We start from the raw sequence: 17914 nt of genomic DNA on the forward strand, positions 1-17914 counted from the left end.
ACCGATTGGAACCCGCTATGTCCGCGATCGCCGTCAACGTCCTGAACTTCACTCGAGCAGAATCTGATCTCATGTTCGCTCGCCTGGCCGCGGGCGTCGGCCTGGGCACGTGGAACCACACTCGTGAGCTCGGGTCACTCGAAGACCAGCCGATCATCCGCCAGAACCGCGACACCCTGTACAGCAGCGCGATCATCGACGTGCGCGAAGACGTCACGATCACGGTGCCTGATACCGGCAAGCGCTACATCTCCGTGTGGGTGGTCAGTCAAGATCACTTCGGTCCCGTCATCCTTCGTGATCCGGGAGAGCACCGGCTCACGCGCGAACTGGTCGGGACCGACTACGCCGCACTGATCGTGCGTATCCTCGTCGATCCGAACAGCCCCGAAGACGTCGCCGAGGTGAACCGGCTGCAGGACGTCCTCACCATCGACGGCGGCGGAACAGGCGAGTTCCCGTTGCCCGACTACGACGAAGGGTCACAGACCGAGACCCGCGACGCACTCCTCGCCCTCGCTCGTGGCATCACCACGTACGACGGTTCATTCGGCACCGCTGCGGAAGTCGACCCCATCAGGCACCTGCTCGGTACCGCCTCCGGCTGGGGTGGCCTTCCCGAGCACGAGGCCACCTACGTCAACTTCGACGAACGTCTCCCCGTCGGGGAATACCGCCTCCGCCTGAATGATGTTCCCGTGGATGCATTCTGGTCGGTCTCGCTGTACAACGCGGCAGGATACTTCGAGGAAAACGCTCTGGGCGTCAACAGCATCAACAGCCTCACCGCCACCCCCGACGCCGACGGCAGCACCACCATCCGCTTCGGCGTCCATCTCGACGGCGTCGCGAACGCCCTGCCCATCATGCCGGGCTGGAACTACGTACTGCGCCTGTACCGCCCCCAGCCCATCGTGCTCGACGGCACCTGGACGGCGCCTCGCCCCGAAGCGCTCTAGCGAAGCGTTTCCCCCCACGCACACACCACTCTCGGATGACTCGACCTGATTACGGAGGTACAAGCTATGCGTCTGCTATTTCAGCTCATTTCGCAATGCGTACTCGGCGCGATCGCGCTGATCGTCGTGCATTTCGCTCTACCCGGGGTCAGTCTGAGCGTGAACGGCTTCTTGGCCGCTATCGGCGTATTCACCCTCGCCCACATGATTCTCGGCCCATTCGTGCTCAGCGTGGCAATGCACTACGCGGCTCCGCTCGCGGGCGGTGTCGGCCTCGTCGCCACGCTGCTCGCGCTCTGGGTCGCATCCATGGTTCACGATGGCATTGCGATCAGCGGCGTCGCGTCCTGGATCCTCGCACCGATCATCGTGTGGGTGATCACCGCATTGGGAGGGTGGATCTTCATGGCGCTTGTCATCGACAAGTGGATCAAGAGGCGCAATGCCGAAAAGCTCGTGCGCAGTGTGCAGAAGGCATGATGATCAGTGCGGAACCGGAACCCAAGGAGTCAGCCATGCCAACTCACTCGCTCGATCGTCGCGTTCTTCTCGAGACTGCCCCGAACTTCCGTGACCTCGGCGGAATTCCCGTTGCCGGTGGCACCGTCCGTCCAGGCGCGCTCTACCGATCGGCGACGCTCGCGAAACTCGCCGGCGACGACGTTGCCGCGGTCGCCGGCTTGGACGTCCGGACTGTGTATGACCTGAGGACAGCCGCGGAGCGCGACGGCGCACTCGATAATCTCCCCGCCTCGACCCGGACGGTCTGGCTCGACGTTCTCGCCGACAATGCCCAGAATGCCGCTGCCACCGGACTACTCATGACGGACCCGGCCGCGTACGCCGAGACCATCAGCGACGGGCGTGGGATCGCGCAGATGGAGGAAGCGAACCGCAACTTCGTGAGCCTGCCCTCCGCTCTCGACGCCTACCGCACGTTCTACCTCGACCTCATAGACGAAAAACGCACCGGGGCAGCCCTTTTCCACTGCACCACCGGCAAGGATCGCACGGGGTGGGCCGCAACCTCCTTCCTGCTCCTCCTCGGCGCCGACGAAGCCGACGTCCGCGACGACTACCTGCAGACGAATACCGATCTGGCACCCATGACGGAACCGATACTCGCCTTCGCCGCCGGCAAAGGCGTTGACGCAGAACTGCTCCGGCCCCTACTCGGAGTCCGTGACAGCTACTTCGACGCCGCCCTCGACGAGATGCGCACACACTTCGGCACCGTCGAGGACTACGCGATCAACGGGCTCAAGCTCACCGCGGAGCAACTCACCATGCTCCGCGAGCGGTTCACATCCCGATCGAGCTTCATCCGCGCGACGTGATCGGGGCTCTGACAGGACAGGCATTTTCGCGCTCCTCCCGCTTCTTTCGACGATTGTCCGCGCCGGTGACCACTACGACAGCGAGGATGCCCACCGCCAAGCCGAGCGCGGTGTACGGAGTGAAGGATTCTCCGAACATCAGCGCACCCCAGACCGCGGTGACGGGAGCGATCAGGAACATCAACGTGTTGACGGACGTGATTCCGATGCGTCGGAGCAACAACCAGTACAGTCCGTAACCGCCGAAGGTGGACAGCACGATCAACCAGAGCAATGCGATCCAGAATGTGTTGACACTCGGCGGGACGGCATTGCCGGAAGCTACTGCTAAAGCCGTGAAAACTATTGCGCTGGTTGAGCAGTGGCTCGCCAGAGCGTGCAGTGGCGGCGTGGACGTGGGAGCGCGTTGTTCGACGAAGGTCGATGCAACCAGGCCGAGCATCCCCAGGAACGGGATCACGTACGACCACCACGGCGCCGCTGTTCCGGCTCCGGCGTCGGCCGCGGTAACCATCGCGACGCCACCGAGTCCGATCGCCAACCCGACCCACTGCATCCGTGGGACGGCAACACCGAGGACCGGACCGAGCAGCGCGGCTGCCACCAGCGGCTGAATACCGTCGATCAACGCAGTGGTTCCGGTGTTCACGCCAAGATCGATTGCCCAGTACACCGACAACAGGTAACCACTCTGGGAGAGCATCCCGATCACCACTTGTCTGCCGAGAGTCTGCGGCGTCGGCATCATGTTCCGGCGCCGGGCAGACAACCAGGCAATCGGGACGAGCACTACAGCGAGCGGGAGAAACCGCCACATCAGCACCGTGGGGATCTCGGCACTACCTGCGCCGAGTTTGGCTCCGATAAATCCCGAACTCCAGCACGCGACGAACAGAACCGACAAGGTAGCCGTCACGGCAGCTCTCGGGATGACAATCCGAGGTATACCGATCTGTTTACTCATGCAATCGACTATACAGATCGGTATACTTTTGTCCATGGCAGAGGAATTTGTACCCGTACTGACTCCGAAAGCGCGTCGCATCCTGGAGTCGGCGTCGAAGTTGTTCTACGAAAAGGGGATTCACGCCGTAGGGGTGGATGCCGTCGCACTGGACGCCGGGGTCACGAAGAAGACCCTGTACGACAGGTTCGGCTCGAAAGACGGTCTCGTCGTGGAGTATCTGAAGGACCGCGACCGGCGGTGGCGAGCCTTTCGGGATACGAAGCTCGCGTCCGCCGGCGAGAGCCGCGCCGAACAGGTGAGTGCGGTATTCGACGCTTCCGCCTCGTGGTCCAAGGCGAGCGGAGGCAAGGGGTGCAGCATGATCAACGCACACGCCGAGTTCAGTGATCGTTCGCATCCGGTGTTCGCGGTTATCGCCGAACAGAAGCAGGAGATGCTGGACCTTTTCCGACGGATCCTGTCGACGAAAGGGCACGCCGACGAAAGCCTCGTCGAGGCGATCATGCTGCTACACGAAGGGGCCCTCGTCGCAGACGGAATCGGCATCGGCACCGACCCCTTCGGTATCGGCCGGGACACGGCGCTCGCATTACTGAAGAACTCCGGGTAATCCGCGAAGTCCAGCAGCGTCACCCAAACATCACTCCGCTACCCCAACTCCCCCGCCCGCTTCGCCCCCACTGCTACCTCCCCACCCGCTTCGCCCCCACTCCTACCTCCCCACCCGCTTCGCCCCCACCGTGCACCTCGCTATCCCCAAATACCGCTCCACCAACTCGTCCGGCGACAATTCACCATCCGGTCGGTACCAATTCGCGACCGCCACACACATCGTCACCACAGCGCGACTCGCGTCCACCGGATACTCGGCGTCGAACTCACCTGCCCGAACTCCGTCGAGAATGATTCGGTCGACCTGCTTCTGCTGTTCGTCGCGCTGAGCGATATAGCTTGCCCGCCCATCCGGTTCCATACTCCGAAGCTCGGAAGACGCGATGAACGACTGCTCACGTCGAAACATGTGGAATCGCAACAATGATTCGATCACCGCATCGAAGCGATCCGACGGATCTGGACCGGCTTCGATCTCGGCGGCGCGACTTCGTTCGAGCAACTCGCCCATCACCACCGTGGTCAAACCGACGAGCAAGGCCTGCTTCGACGGATAGTGATGGTAGAGGCCCGGCACTGAGAGTCCCGCTCGCGCTGCAATGTCGCGAATCGAGGCCCCGTGGTACCCCTGCTCGACAAACGCTTCCAACGCCGCCGCGAGAGGCTTGGACAGACCCAGGTCTTCGTAGTGTCGCCAGGATTCGGGCATAGCAGGCTCGTTTGTCATAACCGTTACCGTAGATCCACTTGCGCCGACACCGAACATGTCACCGCCATTGGTTACAGTCGGTGTCCACCGATAAACAAGGGACCAGTCATGATCCACGTTCGCCATTCCGCGGTTGCCGCCGTACCCGTTGACGTCGCGTTTGCCTACATAGACGACTACCGGAATGTCCTGAACTGGATGTATGGCGTATCCGAGTTCTACCCAGACGGAGAGTTCGATCAAGGTTTGGGAGCCACGTTCGACGCTGCCATCCAAATTGGTCCGAGCACCGTGCGCTCGAAGCTCGAAATCACCGAGTGGGAGAAAGACCGCATCATCACGCTGTCGTCACTCGGAGACGTCGCCAACTCGTCTACCTGGGAATTCACGCGGATAGATGACACAAAAACCGAGTTGGCGGTCGATTTTGCCTACAAGCTCCCCGACGGTCTGACGGGTAAAGCGCTGGGCCTCGTAGTGGGGCCGTTCGTCGAAAACGCGGTCCGCAACAGCGAGGAAACCCTGCGCCGGAATCTCGAAGTGGAGTTTGCCCGCGGAACCCGCTGAGCTATCGCTGCAACCGGAGCGCGTTGGCCCAAATCTGGGTAGCGGTCTGGACTACGTCCTCGAATGGCACGGGCTTGCCGTCGGCGCCTGGTTCCTCGGCGACGAACACGCTGTAGGCAAACCGACTCACCATCGATGAGAGTGCCCGCGAAGCCAACAACGGATCCAGTGACGTGTCGGCCTTCCCTTCCGCTTGCAAGCGCTCGATGGCTTTTGCATTGCGGGTGATGAAGGTTGCGCCGCGGTCGCGTCGTAGTTTCGCGAAGGCCGGATCGATCTGCGACACCTGTTCGAGCAGACCCATCAATTTTGCGTTGCGCTGGAACGCCGTCAGGTACGCGCGGTTACTCGACTCGAGCACCGCGTAAGGGTTGTCTGCGTCGCGGACACGACCCATGCCGGGATGCAGCATGTCTTCCTGTGCAACTTCGAGGACAGCGGCAAAGATCTGCTCTTTGTTGTCGAAGTACGTGTAGAACGTGCCCGTGGAGCAGTTCGCTTCCTTCGTGATGTCGGTCAACCGGGCGTCGAGATACCCGGCGCGTTCGAACACAGTCCGAGCCGCTGCAACCAGAGAAGCCCTGGTCCGAACCCCGCGCGCCGTCACCGGGAGGTCACGTAGAAGCTCCGTCGCGGCCATGGACGGCGGCGGACGGTCTTCCCAGTTCTCCGAGGTGTCGGCGTTAGAAGTCACCTGCTACTTATACGGCAAAGTGGATGACCTCCCGTCATCGACGTCAGGTGATGGTGATTCCTCCGTCGACGGCAATGGTCTGGCCGGTGACATATCCACCCGCCGGGGAGGCCAGCCACACCATGGTTGCCGCAAGTTCTTCCGGATCGCCCATTCGGCCGAGGATCAGGCGCGGAGCCATCGCATCCAAGTAGCCGTCGTTGTATTGGTCGGTCATTTCCGACTTGAAGAATCCCGGCGCGATGGCGTTGACGCGGATGCCCTTGCGGGTTCCCCACTGCTGAGCCAGGTCGCGGGTCAAGCCGACGATGCCGGCCTTGCTGGCTGCGTAGGCGGCCTGCGGCAGTCCGGCCGTGGTCAACCCGAGGATGCTGGAGATATTGACGATGGAACTGCCCGGCAGCATCACGCGGCCACACGCCTGCGCCGCCCAGTACGAACCGTTGAGATTGATGTCGATGACGGAACGAAACTCGTCCGGAGTTTCGCGGGTTGCCGGAACCGCGGTTCCGACGCCCGCATTGTTGACGAGAACGTCCACGCGACCGAACTTCTCCATCGCCGCGTCGACCATGTTCTGGGCCTGCGCCGGATCGACGATGTCGGTAGCCACGCACAACGCTTCACGACCCGCATCACGCACGAGCTTGGCGGTGTCTTCAAGCTTGTCGACGCGCCTGGCCGCCAGCACGACGTCGGCTCCCGCTTCGGCTGCGGCTTTCGCAAATGCCACCCCGAGGCCCGACGACGCACCGGTCACGATGACAACTCGATCTGTCAGGGAGAACTTGTCGAGAACAGACATACGCGGTGATGCTCCTGTGGTCGAAGGGCTCGGGAGGAAGTAGCGCTTGCGGTCGAAACTACAGGCCGAGGTCGCGGCCGATGAGTTCCTTCATGATTTCGTTGGATCCGGCCCAGATCTTGGTGACGCGGGCGTCCATCCACGCGCGGGCGGCGCGGTACTCGGTCATGTAGCCGTAGCCACCGTGCAACTGAACGCAGTGGTCGAGGACCTCGTTCTGGACCTGCGCGGTCCACCACTTGGCCTTGGCTGCGTCGATGGCGGTCAGTTCACCGGCGGCATGCGCTGCGACGCAGTTGTCGACGTAAGCCTGGGTGACCTCGACGCGGGTAACCAGATCTGCGAGAAGGAACTTGTTCCACTGCAGCGATCCGATGGGCTGACCAAAAGCCTTGCGATCCTTGGCATATTGAATGGTCTCTTCGAGAATCGGGGCGGCGTGCGCAATGTTGGACACAGCAGCGCCGACGCGTTCCTGCGGCAGCATTTCCATCATGTGGATGAAGCCGCGGTCGATCTCGCCGATGATGTTGTTCGCAGGAACGCGGACGTTCTCGAAAAACAGTTCAGCGGTGTCGGATTCGTGCTGGCCGACCTTGTCGAGTTTGCGTCCGCGCTCGAAACCTTCCATGCCGGTTTCGACGGCGAAGAGGGTAATGCCCTTGGACTTCTTCTCGGGACTGGTGCGGGCAGCGACAATCACGAGATCGGCGTTGTAGCCGTTCGTGATGAAGGTCTTGGAGCCGTTGATGATCCAGTCGTCGCCGTCCTTGACCGCAGTGGTCTTGAGTGAGGCGAGGTCGGATCCACCGGAAGGCTCGGTCATACCGATTGCGGTCAGCATTTCACCGGTGCAGAACTTAGGCAGCCAACGCTGCTTCTGCTCCTCTGTGGTGAGCTGAACGAGGTAGGGAGCAACAACGTCGGCATGGATACCGAAGCTCGAAGCAACAGCTGCACTCGCACGCGAGAGCTCCTCTGCCAGAACCGCATTGAAGCGATAGTCGCCGGCTTCGCTTCCGCCGTACGCCTCCGGGACCTCGAGGCCGAGGAATCCGTTGCGTCCCGCTTCGAGCCAGATCTCGCGGTCGATGAAGCGCTGGTCGATCAGCTTCTCTGCGACCGGAAGGATGTTCCGGTTGACGAATTCGCGAGCAGATTCGCGAAACGCCTCGTGATCGGGTCCGTACAGAGTGCGACGCATGAGGAGCTGCTTCCTTTCGGTGCGGCGTTCCCGCACATGACGACTAATCTAAGCGCGTGCTTAGAATCTAAGCACCTGCTTATAGTGGTTCGAGAGCGCGATATTGTCAACATCGACATCCGTGACACCTGGAGGAACTTGTGAGCGATTCACCTGACGTGGTGATCAGCCCCTCCAAAGCTGCTGCCCGCATCCGTGCGGCCGCCGTCGACGCGTTTGCCTCCGCCGGGTACGGCGGCACCACCACCCGTGACATCGCCGCACGCCTCGACATGAGTCCGGCCGCGATGTACCCGCACTACCGCTCGAAAGAAGAGCTGCTGTTCGCGATCAGCTACGAAGGCCACACCGAAGCACTGAAGGTCGTCGAGAGCGCCGACCGGCCACGAGAAGAACCGTCCGTTCGCCTACAGGAGCTGATCAGCACCTTCGCCAGCTGGCAGGCCGGGCACCATTCACTCGCCCGCGTCGTCCAGTACGAACTCACCGCACTGACCCCCGAGCACTACCGAACCGTCGTCGCTCTGCGTCGAAGCACGACGCGAGTTTTCCGGGAGGTCGTCGACGCCGGCGTCCAATCGGGTGATTTCACGATCCCGGACGCGGAAGGTGTCACCCTTGCCTTGATGTCTCTGTGTGTCGACGTGTGCCGCTGGTTCCCGGCGGGCAACTACACGGAGCCGGAAGACATCGGAAAGCTTTACGGAGACTTGGCTTTACGCATGGTAGGAGCGAGCTAACTAGTCCATCAGCTCGCCGATCCGCCGCTCGAGAAACGCCTGTTCCGGCTGCGTACCAACCAGTTTCAGAGCACGCTGGTACGCAGACACTGCTTCTGCGGTTCGGCCGAGTCGCGCCAGAAGTTCACCACGCGCGAGGTGATACGGATGGTAGTCGGCAAGTTTGGGCTCCGTCGAAAGTTCCTCCAGCGCAGTCAGCCCGGCTTCTTCGCCGTCGCGCATCGCCAGCGCCACTGCCCGATTGACGGCGACGACAGGCGAAGGAGTCAGTGTGAGCAGCACTCCGTAGAGCGCACAGATCTGCGGCCAGTCGGTGCTCTCCATATCTTCTGCCTCGTCGTGCAGTGCGGCGATAGCGGCCTGCACCCCGTACGGCCCCGGCGCTCCCCCGGTCAACGCAATCACAACGAGGTCGCTGCCTTCCTCGATCATCGGCCGATCCCAGCGCGCGCGATCCTGATCTTCGAGGAGCACGATCCCGCCACTGGCGTCGGTACGGGCCTCTCGACGCGCATGGACGAGAAGCATCAGCGCAAGCAACCCGGCGATCTCGCGCTGTTCGGGAAGCAACCCGCGCAGGATCCTCGCCAGCCTGATTGCCTCTACCGCCAAGTCGATACGTTGCAGATCCGGACCCGAACTGGCGGCATAGCCCTCGGTGAACACCGAATAGATCACCTGCAGAACACCAGGAAGGCGCTCCGGAAGTTCTTCGGCGCTGGGAGTTCGGAAGGGAATCCGAGCCTGACGGATCTTCTTCTTCGCGCGCACGATCCGCTGCGCCATCGTCGCGGAAGGCACGAGGAAAGCGCGAGCGACCTCGGGCGTCGTCAATCCGCCCAGGCAACGCAAGGTGAGTGCGATTCGGTCGTCCTCGGCGAGCGCTGGGTGCGAGCAGGTGAAGAACAGCTGCAACCGCTCGTCGGGAAGTTCTCCGTCGACCACTGGGGGCGCCGGGTCGGCTCGATCGGCGTCCACCTGCATCACAGCCAAACGAGCCGCATAGACCTGATCGCGCCGAAGCCTGTCGACGGCTTTACGACGCGCTGTGGTCAGCAGCCACGCACCGGGTTTGGCTGGTACGCCGTCCACCGGCCAATGCACCAACGCAGCCTCGACGGCTTCGGAGGTGACTTCCTCGGCAAGATCCAGGTCACCGAAACGGCGGACGAGCGAGGCCAAGAGTCGTCCACGTTCCTCGCGGAACACTGACTCGATGGAGTTCTCGGCCTCGACGGAGTTCTCGGCCTGCTCGTCCACGGCGAATCAGTCCCCGAACCCGGCGAGAGGACGCACCTCGACGCTGCCACCGTCGCGCGCGCCGGGGCACCGCGCGGCCCACGCGAGCGCCGCATCCAGATCAGGAACGTCGATGACGTCATAGCCGCCGAGGATCTCACGGGTTTCTGCGAAGGGTCCGTCAGTGACGGTCTTTTCCCCGGACTGCGAGACCCGAACCGTCGTCGTGGTGGTCAGGTCGGCTAGGGCATCGCCGGACACCCAGATGCCGGCATCCTTCATTTCCTTGTCGTACTGCTGCCAGTCCTCGAACGTGCACTGGGATTCGGTGTCTCCGCCGGGTGCGGTATAGATGAGCAACATGTACTTCATAGTCGACTCCTTGGTCTGTTGTTTCTCTTCTGGCTTTCTTGCCTTACAACATGACGACGAACGGTTCTCCCTCAAATCGACAGACGACTCGAAAAACTTTTCACGCGGCCGCTCGGGATGCGGAAGATAGGCCGAGTTTATGTCCGAATGCGACCGGAGTGCCGGCGAGATCACTGTTGCGAAGCGCCTCATCGCGCGCGAGATGCCATTGACGCTCCTCGCCAGTCGATGTCGCCGGAATCCAAAATGTCGCGATTATCGCACTGACACAATACAATCCACCATCCTCAGGTACTACGCACAGCAGGGGAGGCAGTACTGCAGGAGGAGATCGAGCGGTACTACGGGCATGAATATCTGGACTACAGAGGGACGCGAAGATGGGGCCTCTGTTGATGTGATGGACCTATGAAAAATCCGAACACCCGGAGGACACGTCGACCGCTCGCACTGGTCGCGCTTGCCTCGGCGGCAGTATTCGCGCTCGCCGCCTGCACCTCCGGATCTGATTCCGCGAAAACTTCGGAAAGCAGCACGAAGCTCCCCGCCACCGAGGCACCCGCAACGGTCACAGTTCCCGATACCACCGTCGGCAAACAGATCACGTGGCTTCTCGACGTGGTCAACACGAGCACGCCATTGAACCAGGAAGAGATCGCCGGGCACTTCGGTCCCGGTGCACCGATCGTGTTGGTGCCTTCGGACTTCGACTCGATTCGCGCCGGGCAACCCTGGACCACAGTCGATTACACGGGCGGCGACACCGACGGCACCGTTTCCATCACCAGCGCAACCGGCGGCTCGATCGACATGAACGTCGTCGTCGACGGCAGCGGACTGATCCTGGGGATGGCGATTACGCCGACACCGACGCCACACATACCGGCCGCGTCGTGGCAGGAACTTGAGACTGCCGTCAAAGCACTCCCGGCACCGACCAATCTGACCGTCACCGAGGTGACCGGAGGCAAGAACGCTGAAGTATTCAGCGTCGGTGACACGTCGGCGCAGCCCACGGGATCGACCATCAAGCTGTACGTCCTGGGCGCCGTTGCGACAGCGGTCAAGAACGGAACGCTCAGCTGGGATCAGAAGCTCACCGTCACCGACGACCTCAAGTCGATGCCCGGCGGCACCATGCAGGACCTGCCGGCAGGAACCGAAGTCACGGTCCGGGAAACTGCCGGCAAAATGATCTCGATCAGCGACAACACCGCCACCGACATGCTGATCGCCGCACTTGGGAGTGAACAGGTCGAGGCTGAATTCGTTGCGATGGGTATGGCGGATCCATCACTGAACATTCCATTCAAGCCGACCCGTGCACTGTTCCAACTCGGATGGGGCGACGAAGGCGCACAACGCATCGCCTGGCGCGACGGAACTCCCGATGAGCGACGCACGATACTCGCTGCGCTCCCGACCGGCCTGGTAGACATCCCGCCGACCGCGTTCACCACCCCGGCATGGCCGTTCGATATCGACTGGTTCGCCACTCCGGCCGACCTGCGTGCTGCGCTGGTCTCACTGCAAGCGATGGCGAAAACCGAAAGCGGTGCACCGGTGCGGGACATCCTCGCTGAGGATCCGGCACTGAGTGCCGAGTCCGCACAGTGGTTCACCTACGGCGGGTTCAAGGGCGGGAGTTCCATCGGAGTTCTTGCCGGGGCCTGGTACCTCGAACACGACGACCGCGCGTGGGTGGTCACGATGCAAACCCATGGCGAGGATGCCGCACTTGTCGCGGATCCGACGCTATATTTCGATCCGGCCGACGACGCGATGCTCCTCATCCGCAAGGACGTCACCGGCTGATCAGCGGCCGAACTGTCGGGCCATGCCTATCGAATCCGTCTTGCATTTCGCTTGGCCCGACAAGCTGCCGCTAGGCTGAAGTCTATGTCCGAACGCGACCGCGATGTCGGCGGAAAGCCACTCAACGCACGCCCACGCGACGGTCTCGGGCGCCCACTGCCTCGCGACGCGACGGACGGCGTCCCGCGTATTCCGGACGACGTGCGGCTGCCGCCGGACGAGTCGATCACCGAGGCACAACGCCTGCTCGATCACGGCATGCCCTTCCATGCACACGAGATCCTCGAAGGAACCTGGAAGAACGCTCCAGCCGAGGAGCGCGACCTGTGGCAGGGACTGGCTCAACTGGCCGTCGGACTCACACACTTGCTGCGCGGAAACACCACCGGCGCGGTGTCGCTGCTGACCCAGGGACACGATCGAATCAGGCACTACGAGATCGAAAGTCCCCACGACCTCGACATTGCAGGTTTACTGACATGGTCCGAGCATCTGATTGCCGAGATCGAGCGTCCCGGTGATTTCCCCGCCCCTCCGATTCCGAGGTTGAGAATTCCCTGATGCCTATCTTCCCGATGTTCCCGCTCGGCTCCGCATTGCTCCCAGGTGAACTGTTGCCGCTGAACATCTTCGAGCCTCGGTACCGGGCGCTCGTCGAGAACGTTCTCCAGGCAGCTGACGGTCCGCTGTTCGGAGTTGTCCTTATCGCTCGCGGTCACGAGGTAGGTGGCGGGGAATCACGCCACGACGTCGGCACCCTGGCCCGCATCGAGTCTCATGTCGAGATGGGTGCCGGGCGATATCAGTTGTACTGCCGAACGGAAGACCGCATTCGGGTCACACGGTGGCTGCCGGACGATCCTTATCCGCTTGCCGAGGTCGAATTGTGGCCGGACGAGAACAACGGAACCCCGGTCACCGCCTACGAATACGACTCGCTTCTCGAGCGCATCGAGTTCATGTACGGAATGTTGGGAAAGCTTGCACTTCGCGCTGGGGAACAGACTCCACGGATGCCTGCCCCACCGTCTCCTCTGGATCCGTTGGGTTCTCGGCTCTACGCCCTGGCCCGCAGTATTCCGATGGGCGACGCCGACCGCCTGGCGATATTGACCGCGCCAGGCGCCGACGAACGTATCCGCACACTGTCGGAGGCAGTCGAGAACACCATCGAGGTGGCACAGTTCAATCTGCTCTGAGTGAAGTGACATCGTGTTCGGTCAGTAACCGACGAAGTTCTTCGCGCTCTGCGCGGTCGACCGCGCCGCCGTGCAGCGTCGGCGCCGAACCGACAAGAAGCCGGCTGTACGGATGCACGGGCCGACGCAGAACATCAGCCGTCGATCCTTCCTCCACGACCCGCCCTCGATAAAGCACGATGAGTCGATCCGTGACTCCCGCGACAGAGCCGAGGTCGTGAGAAATGAACAGCAACGTTGCACCCGAGTCGCGTAGTGAAGCGAGAATCTCGATGACATTGACGCGGTTTGCCGAGTCGAGCGCGCTCACCGGTTCGTCCAGGATGATGAGCCGGGGGTCGGTGATGAGCGCACGCGCGACCGCGACTCGCTGACGCTGGCCGCCCGAAATCTCACCGGGGAATCGGGGAAGAATATCGGCGTCGAGTGCAACTGTCGCCAGACGCGCTGCAACCCGTTCACGGATCTCGTCACGACCGAGTCTGCCTGCAATTTCGAGAGGCTCTGCCAGCGACTGCGCGATCGTACGCTCCGGGTCGAGACTGCGCAGCGGATCCTGAAAGACATACTGCACGATGCCTTCTCGTCGGAAATTACGCCACTGGGCCCGTGAAAGCGTGGTCAGATCGTGATTGTCGACCTGGATGTCTCCACCATCGGTCTCGACAAGTCCGAGTATCGCGCGCGCGATAGTCGACTTACCCGAACCCGTCTCGCCGATCAGGCCGAGCGCTTCACCGGGAGCGATTCGGAAACTGACGTCGTCGAGGATCTGACGGCGCTTCGTTCCACGGCCGTAGGAGACGTCGAGGTTTCGGACGTCGAGCAAGGGCGTCGGGTCAAGAGACATGTGCGGCAACCTCTCTCGTGAAGCGATCGAGACCGTAGAGCTCGTGTTCCGAGACTAATAGTCGGGTGTACTCATGCTGCGGATCGTGCAGCACTTGCGCAGTCGATCCGCGCTCGACGATGACGCCGTTACGGAACACCACGACGTTGTCGGCAACTTGAGCGACAACGGCCAGATCGTGGGACACGACGATCAGTGAAAGCCCGTGACGCTCGGTCAGATCGACGATCAGGTCGAGCACTTCGGCCTGCACCGTGACGTCGAGTGCGGTCGTTGCCTCATCGGCGATCAGAATGCGCGGCTCGAGCGATACGGCAATAGCGAGGAGTACACGTTGAAGCATCCCTCCGGAGAGTTCGTGTGGGTACTGCCGGTACACCAATTCGGGATCGTGAATCCGCACTTCGTCGAGCAACGTCAACGCCTGCGCCTTTGCCGCCCGGCGCCCCAGTCCGCGTTTGACACGCAGCACTTCGGCAACCTGCTTCCCGACCGGGATCGACGGATTCAGATACGATCCCGGATCTTGGAAGACCGCCGTAATTCCTGATCCGCGAACACGATTCCAGTCGACATTCGTGAACTGCGACGTGTCGTCGCCGAGAAGTTCGATCGTGCCTGAAGAGACAGCAAGGCCGGCGGGAAGCAGACCCAGTACCGCCCGGAGACTGATCGATTTCCCGCTCCCCGATTCGCCGACGATACCGAGGACTTCCCCGCGTCGAAGTTCGAAATCGACACCGTCTACGAGAACAACCTCGTCGACCTCATTGACAATCCGCAGATCATCCACGCGCAGAACCGTTTCCGGCTCGGTTTCCGTAGTCAGCAGTATCGACATCGGTTCATACTCCTTGCTTCGGTGTGAGGCCTCGTCGACGACGTGACCGAGCGAGCAGTTGCCGACCTGACTCACCACTCACGTCACGGATGACGTCGGCAAGCATGTTGAACGCCCAGACAAGCACGATGATCGGGATCGACGGAATGATCGGGGCAAACGGACGGAAGGTCAGGTATTTCAAATCGGAGGCAAGCATTCCGCCCCACGTCGGTGCGGGCGGCTGAACTCCGATGCCCAGAAAGCTCAGCGCTGCAACGGCAATAAGCCCGACACCGAGCGTGCTCGCCAGAGTTATCGCAAGCGGCGGAAGCACCTTGCCCGTCACGTGCTTACGCACGATCCAGGAGACGTCAGCGCCGGCGAGTTGAGCAGCCTCGACGTACGGCGAGTTCGCCACAGCGAGGGTCGATGCGCGGGCAACGCGGTAGAACGCCGGCGCGGTGAGCACACCGACGACAAGCATCGCTTGGGTGAGCGCATTGCCGAGCAGCGCAGTAACCGCCACGGCAAAAACAAGAAAGGGCAAAGCGATCAGGGTGTCGATCAGTCTGAGCGTCACCCACTCGAAGACGCGTCCCGAGTACACCGAGAGCACTCCGGGGACGGCACCGACAACAAGCCCGATCACGCCTACTTGGACCGCGCTCGCGATGCTCAGCGGTGCGCCCGCCAACAATCGGCTCAGGGTGTCTCGGCCGAGGTAATCGGTGCCGAAAGGATGTTGGAAGGAAGGGCCGGAGAGAACGAGCTCCGATCCCTCCAGCGGGTCGTACGGCGCGAGGAGCGGACCGAAGGCCACGAGAAGAATCGCGACACCGATAATGAGGATGGCGAAACGACCACTGCGGATCGCCCAGATATTGCGGAACATTCTAGAGTCCTCTCGTCGCGGCGGGGATGATGCGGTTGAGGATGATGTTCACAACAAGGTTGAAGGCCACGACGAGCACAATCGACACCACAAGGACCCCTTGGACTGCGGGAACATCGCCGCGCTGGGCCGAGTCGGCGGCGAACCGCCCGTACCCGGAGATACCGAAGATCGTCTCGGTGACAACCGCGCCACCGAGGAGCGCCGGGAATTTGAGGCCGAGAAGCGCGACGGTCGGGCCGATCCCGTTCCGCAATGCATGCACGAAAAAGATTCGCCGCGTGCCGAGTCCGCGTACCTGCGCCCCGACTATGTAGTTCTGGCGATAGACGTCGACGAGGCCCACGCGAGTCTGGCGGGCGACCTCCGCGACGGTGTCGACGCTCAACGCGAGCGCAGGAAGTGTGGCGTACCACAGCCACGGCCCGATCCCCTGCGCAACCGGTGCATAACCCGCCGCGGGGAACCACCCGAGACCTACCGCAAAAATCGATACGAGCAGAACGCCGACGATGAACGGCGGCATCGTGGAGATGAGCGTCGAGAACGCCGTGATGGCCCGGTCGAGCAGCGAGGTCGGTCGAGCTGCTGCAAGAACTCCCAGTAGAAGTCCGACGGTCACACCGATCAGCAATGCGAGTCCCGCGATCGACAGACTGATCAGCGCTCGGTCGAAGAGGAGCTCGGAGATGGAGAAACCGTTGTACCAACTCTCCCCCAGGTCACCGTGGAGCACCGCCCCCAACCAATCGAAATATTGCAGAAGGAAGGGACGATCAAGGCCCCACTCACGCTCGATCTGGGCCACGAGTTCCGGAGTGGCGTTGTCACCAGCCTGGAGATAGGCCGGTGACAAGCCACTGATCTGGCGCAACGAGAACGTGATGAACGTAGCGATCACGAAGACGGGCACAAAGATGCCGACCGAACGGAGAATCGTCACGGCAACACGCTTTGCAACCGACGGCCGGCGGAACGGAGCGCGCGGCGATTCAGCGCTCGGAGCGACCGCTGAATGCAGTTCGATGACCATTGCTCTTCCTCTCTGCCGATTCCGAGGGTCAGCCGACGGGGATCGGCAGTGTGGACAGCGGATTTCGCGACAACACGTTCGGACGCACCGCCGACAGAGTCGGATAGATCTCTTCCGCGATCACCGCGAGGCTCTCCCGGTAGTGCTTGTCGCCCAGGGCAAGTGGAACACTGAAGAGGTAGTCGGTGGATTCAGACACTGCGGCATCCTCCACCAACTCCGCGGCGATCTCCTCGGGTGTTCCGTGCAAAATGTAGAAATCACGCAAGATCTCGGACGGTGAAGCCCCGCGGGCAATCCACGGTGTCGCACCGGGATCGCGTTCGAGGTGCTCGGTGAAGAGCCGCACGGCATCCTTCTTGCTCTCGGCCGGAAGAACCGATCGAGACACCCCGATTCGCGGTGTGCGATCCGCAGGCAGCTCGCTCGAATACGCGTCGACAAGATCCTTCTGCACCGCGCCGGTCGGACCGCCGGAAGCAAAGCGATGCAACTGCAAAGCGTCTCCTGCCCGGCCGATGGAACGCGCGGTGTCCACCTTCGACGTCGCTTGCCACAGACGCTGCGGAAGATCCCCAGCCGGCGGGTAGAAACCGAAGGTTTTTCCCTCTACTACGCGCTGGAGACCGAATGCCCCTCGCAGTCGGGCGAGGGCTTCCGCATAGAGTTCTTCGCGCCGGTTCTCGTCGAGGCCGAACGCGTCGTAAGCCGCTGCCGAGAATCCTCCTCCATTCCCTTTCCCCACACCAAGTTCCAGGCGATCACCGCTCAACGTGTTGACGACTGCCGCCGTCTCCGCGAGCCGTTGAGGGTGATCGAACGCAAGCGGAATGACGGCTGTACCGAGGCGCAGCCGATCTGTTCGCTCCGACAGTACCGCCAGGAGGGTCAGTGCGGAGGGCAGCCCGATATTCGAGAACCTGCCCTCCGCCACCCAGTAGGTTTCGTAGCCAAGTGATTCCGCTCGTACGGCATTGTCGAGGAGCACGGCATACCCGGCGCCTGCATTGTCGGTGACGGGCGGCACCTCGAAGAGCGCGAGCCCGGGGAGTGCTGTCGTCGTTGTCATGGTGTGTCCTTCACTGAAGAGATGAATG

General features: G+C 62.1%; 21 protein-coding genes. 9 read left to right on the forward strand and 12 right to left on the reverse strand.

All coding sequences use genetic code 11. The annotated features are described in order from the left end of the window. The first annotated feature begins 17 nt into the window (after positions 1-17). The 3 genes from FFI94_RS27395 (at position 18) to FFI94_RS27405 (ending at position 2296) form a co-directional block, all read left to right on the forward strand. Positions 18-959, forward strand: a complete 942-nt coding sequence (locus FFI94_RS27395) for a DUF1214 domain-containing protein (RefSeq protein WP_138870587.1) — start codon at positions 18-20, stop codon at positions 957-959. Between the two features lie 66 nt (positions 960-1025). Then, positions 1026-1439 carry a phage holin family protein gene (locus FFI94_RS27400; protein WP_138870588.1) on the forward strand — a complete coding sequence of 138 codons (414 nt, stop codon included), beginning with the start codon at positions 1026-1028 and terminating at the stop codon, positions 1437-1439. 35 nt (positions 1440-1474) lie between these two features. Beyond that, positions 1475-2296 carry a tyrosine-protein phosphatase gene (locus FFI94_RS27405; RefSeq protein ID WP_138870589.1) on the forward strand — a complete coding sequence of 274 codons (822 nt, stop codon included), beginning with the start codon at positions 1475-1477 and terminating at the stop codon, positions 2294-2296. Here the strand turns inward: FFI94_RS27405 and FFI94_RS27410 are convergent. Next, positions 2280-3212 carry a DMT family transporter gene (locus FFI94_RS27410; protein WP_138873453.1) on the reverse strand — a complete coding sequence of 311 codons (933 nt, stop codon included), beginning with the start codon at positions 3210-3212 and terminating at the stop codon, positions 2280-2282. The genes FFI94_RS27405 and FFI94_RS27410 overlap by 17 nt on opposite strands. A gap of 82 nt (positions 3213-3294) precedes the next feature. Between FFI94_RS27410 and FFI94_RS27415 the strand changes: the two genes are divergently transcribed. Further along, positions 3295-3873 (forward strand): TetR/AcrR family transcriptional regulator, encoded by a 579-nt coding sequence (locus FFI94_RS27415; protein WP_138870590.1) that lies wholly within the window; start codon positions 3295-3297, stop codon positions 3871-3873. Positions 3874-3975: 102 nt separating this feature from the next. Here FFI94_RS27415 and FFI94_RS27420 read toward each other — a convergent pair whose 3' ends face one another. Continuing rightward, complete coding sequence (locus FFI94_RS27420; RefSeq protein ID WP_138870591.1) at positions 3976-4602, reverse strand: TetR/AcrR family transcriptional regulator; 627 nt, start codon at positions 4600-4602, stop codon at positions 3976-3978. A 90-nt stretch (positions 4603-4692) separates the two neighbouring features. Here FFI94_RS27420 and FFI94_RS27425 point away from each other — a divergent pair, with 90 nt between their 5' ends. Further along, on the forward strand, positions 4693-5151 hold the full coding sequence (locus FFI94_RS27425) for an SRPBCC family protein (RefSeq protein WP_138870592.1): 459 nt from the start codon (positions 4693-4695) through the stop codon (positions 5149-5151). Position 5152: 1 nt separating this feature from the next. Here FFI94_RS27425 and FFI94_RS27430 read toward each other — a convergent pair whose 3' ends face one another. From FFI94_RS27430 to FFI94_RS27440, 3 genes are all read right to left on the reverse strand, one after another. Beyond that, positions 5153-5791, reverse strand: a complete 639-nt coding sequence (locus tag FFI94_RS27430; RefSeq protein ID WP_138873454.1) for a TetR/AcrR family transcriptional regulator — start codon at positions 5789-5791, stop codon at positions 5153-5155. A gap of 97 nt (positions 5792-5888) precedes the next feature. Further along, on the reverse strand, positions 5889-6650 hold the full coding sequence (locus FFI94_RS27435; protein WP_138870593.1) for an SDR family NAD(P)-dependent oxidoreductase: 762 nt from the start codon (positions 6648-6650) through the stop codon (positions 5889-5891). Positions 6651-6708: 58 nt separating this feature from the next. After that, positions 6709-7854, reverse strand: coding sequence for an acyl-CoA dehydrogenase family protein (locus FFI94_RS27440; protein WP_138870594.1), 1146 nt, complete (start codon positions 7852-7854; stop codon positions 6709-6711). 140 nt (positions 7855-7994) lie between these two features. On the opposite strand from FFI94_RS27440, the gene FFI94_RS27445 reads away from it, so the two are divergent. After that, positions 7995-8594, forward strand: a complete 600-nt coding sequence (locus FFI94_RS27445; RefSeq protein WP_138870595.1) for a TetR/AcrR family transcriptional regulator — start codon at positions 7995-7997, stop codon at positions 8592-8594. Here the strand turns inward: FFI94_RS27445 and FFI94_RS27450 are convergent, their stop codons facing one another. Further along, positions 8595-9854, reverse strand: coding sequence for an RNA polymerase sigma factor (locus tag FFI94_RS27450; protein WP_138870596.1), 1260 nt, complete (start codon positions 9852-9854; stop codon positions 8595-8597). Between the two features lie 6 nt (positions 9855-9860). Continuing rightward, on the reverse strand, positions 9861-10205 hold the full coding sequence (locus FFI94_RS27455) for a YciI family protein (RefSeq protein ID WP_138870597.1): 345 nt from the start codon (positions 10203-10205) through the stop codon (positions 9861-9863). Between the two features lie 408 nt (positions 10206-10613). Between FFI94_RS27455 and FFI94_RS27460 the strand changes: the two genes are divergently transcribed. The 3 genes from FFI94_RS27460 to FFI94_RS27470 all read left to right on the forward strand — a co-directional run bounded on the left by FFI94_RS27460 (position 10614) and on the right by FFI94_RS27470 (position 13219). Continuing rightward, positions 10614-12020 carry a serine hydrolase gene (locus FFI94_RS27460; protein WP_138870598.1) on the forward strand — a complete coding sequence of 469 codons (1407 nt, stop codon included), beginning with the start codon at positions 10614-10616 and terminating at the stop codon, positions 12018-12020. 84 nt (positions 12021-12104) lie between these two features. After that, the gene (locus tag FFI94_RS27465) at positions 12105-12581 is read left to right on the forward strand and encodes a DUF309 domain-containing protein (RefSeq protein WP_138870599.1); all 477 of its coding nucleotides are present in this window, start codon (positions 12105-12107) and stop codon (positions 12579-12581) included. Further along, positions 12581-13219, forward strand: coding sequence for an LON peptidase substrate-binding domain-containing protein (locus tag FFI94_RS27470; RefSeq protein WP_138870600.1), 639 nt, complete (start codon positions 12581-12583; stop codon positions 13217-13219). Before FFI94_RS27465 ends, FFI94_RS27470 begins: the two co-directional genes overlap by 1 nt. Here FFI94_RS27470 and FFI94_RS27475 read toward each other — a convergent pair. From FFI94_RS27475 to FFI94_RS27495, 5 genes are read right to left on the reverse strand one after another with little or no spacing between them, the layout of a single operon-like run. Continuing rightward, positions 13206-14069: an ABC transporter ATP-binding protein gene (locus FFI94_RS27475; RefSeq protein WP_138870601.1), complete on the reverse strand. Its 864-nt coding sequence runs from the start codon at positions 14067-14069 to the stop codon at positions 13206-13208. The two genes, FFI94_RS27470 and FFI94_RS27475, sit on opposite strands and share 14 nt — an antisense overlap. Then, on the reverse strand, positions 14059-14910 hold the full coding sequence (locus tag FFI94_RS27480) for an ABC transporter ATP-binding protein (protein ID WP_138870602.1): 852 nt from the start codon (positions 14908-14910) through the stop codon (positions 14059-14061). Before FFI94_RS27480 ends, FFI94_RS27475 begins: the two co-directional genes overlap by 11 nt. A gap of 4 nt (positions 14911-14914) precedes the next feature. Then, positions 14915-15784: an ABC transporter permease gene (locus tag FFI94_RS27485; RefSeq protein WP_138870603.1), complete on the reverse strand. Its 870-nt coding sequence runs from the start codon at positions 15782-15784 to the stop codon at positions 14915-14917. A 1-nt stretch (position 15785) separates the two neighbouring features. Then, positions 15786-16817, reverse strand: a complete 1032-nt coding sequence (locus FFI94_RS27490) for an ABC transporter permease (protein WP_138870604.1) — start codon at positions 16815-16817, stop codon at positions 15786-15788. 28 nt (positions 16818-16845) lie between these two features. Continuing rightward, positions 16846-17886, reverse strand: a complete 1041-nt coding sequence (locus FFI94_RS27495) for an LLM class flavin-dependent oxidoreductase (protein WP_138870605.1) — start codon at positions 17884-17886, stop codon at positions 16846-16848. Between the last annotated feature and the right edge of the window lie 28 nt (positions 17887-17914).

This window comes from Rhodococcus sp. KBS0724, from assembly GCF_005938745.2.
Classification (GTDB): domain Bacteria; phylum Actinomycetota; class Actinomycetes; order Mycobacteriales; family Mycobacteriaceae; genus Rhodococcus_F.

What these genes read in the sequence shown, in the direction of transcription:
- FFI94_RS27395 (WP_138870587.1), top strand. Translation starts at nt 18, where the DNA reads ATGTCCGCGATCGCCGTCAACGTCCTGAACTTCACTCGAGCAGAATCT.
- FFI94_RS27400 (WP_138870588.1), top strand. Translation starts at nt 1,026, where the DNA reads ATGCGTCTGCTATTTCAGCTCATTTCGCAATGCGTACTCGGCGCGATC.
- FFI94_RS27490 (WP_138870604.1), bottom strand. Translation starts at nt 16,817, where the DNA reads ATGGTCATCGAACTGCATTCAGCGGTCGCTCCGAGCGCTGAATCGCCG.
- FFI94_RS27485 (WP_138870603.1), bottom strand. Translation starts at nt 15,784, where the DNA reads ATGTTCCGCAATATCTGGGCGATCCGCAGTGGTCGTTTCGCCATCCTC.
- FFI94_RS27430 (WP_138873454.1), bottom strand. Translation starts at nt 5,791, where the DNA reads ATGGCCGCGACGGAGCTTCTACGTGACCTCCCGGTGACGGCGCGCGGG.
- FFI94_RS27475 (WP_138870601.1), bottom strand. Translation starts at nt 14,069, where the DNA reads ATGTCTCTTGACCCGACGCCCTTGCTCGACGTCCGAAACCTCGACGTC.
- FFI94_RS27435 (WP_138870593.1), bottom strand. Translation starts at nt 6,650, where the DNA reads ATGTCTGTTCTCGACAAGTTCTCCCTGACAGATCGAGTTGTCATCGTG.
- FFI94_RS27425 (WP_138870592.1), top strand. Translation starts at nt 4,693, where the DNA reads ATGATCCACGTTCGCCATTCCGCGGTTGCCGCCGTACCCGTTGACGTC.
- FFI94_RS27465 (WP_138870599.1), top strand. Translation starts at nt 12,105, where the DNA reads ATGTCCGAACGCGACCGCGATGTCGGCGGAAAGCCACTCAACGCACGC.
- FFI94_RS27405 (WP_138870589.1), top strand. Translation starts at nt 1,475, where the DNA reads ATGCCAACTCACTCGCTCGATCGTCGCGTTCTTCTCGAGACTGCCCCG.
- FFI94_RS27495 (WP_138870605.1), bottom strand. Translation starts at nt 17,886, where the DNA reads ATGACAACGACGACAGCACTCCCCGGGCTCGCGCTCTTCGAGGTGCCG.
- FFI94_RS27440 (WP_138870594.1), bottom strand. Translation starts at nt 7,854, where the DNA reads ATGCGTCGCACTCTGTACGGACCCGATCACGAGGCGTTTCGCGAATCT.
- FFI94_RS27470 (WP_138870600.1), top strand. Translation starts at nt 12,581, where the DNA reads ATGCCTATCTTCCCGATGTTCCCGCTCGGCTCCGCATTGCTCCCAGGT.
- FFI94_RS27455 (WP_138870597.1), bottom strand. Translation starts at nt 10,205, where the DNA reads ATGAAGTACATGTTGCTCATCTATACCGCACCCGGCGGAGACACCGAA.
- FFI94_RS27460 (WP_138870598.1), top strand. Translation starts at nt 10,614, where the DNA reads ATGAAAAATCCGAACACCCGGAGGACACGTCGACCGCTCGCACTGGTC.
- FFI94_RS27415 (WP_138870590.1), top strand. Translation starts at nt 3,295, where the DNA reads ATGGCAGAGGAATTTGTACCCGTACTGACTCCGAAAGCGCGTCGCATC.
- FFI94_RS27420 (WP_138870591.1), bottom strand. Translation starts at nt 4,602, where the DNA reads ATGACAAACGAGCCTGCTATGCCCGAATCCTGGCGACACTACGAAGAC.
- FFI94_RS27480 (WP_138870602.1), bottom strand. Translation starts at nt 14,910, where the DNA reads ATGTCGATACTGCTGACTACGGAAACCGAGCCGGAAACGGTTCTGCGC.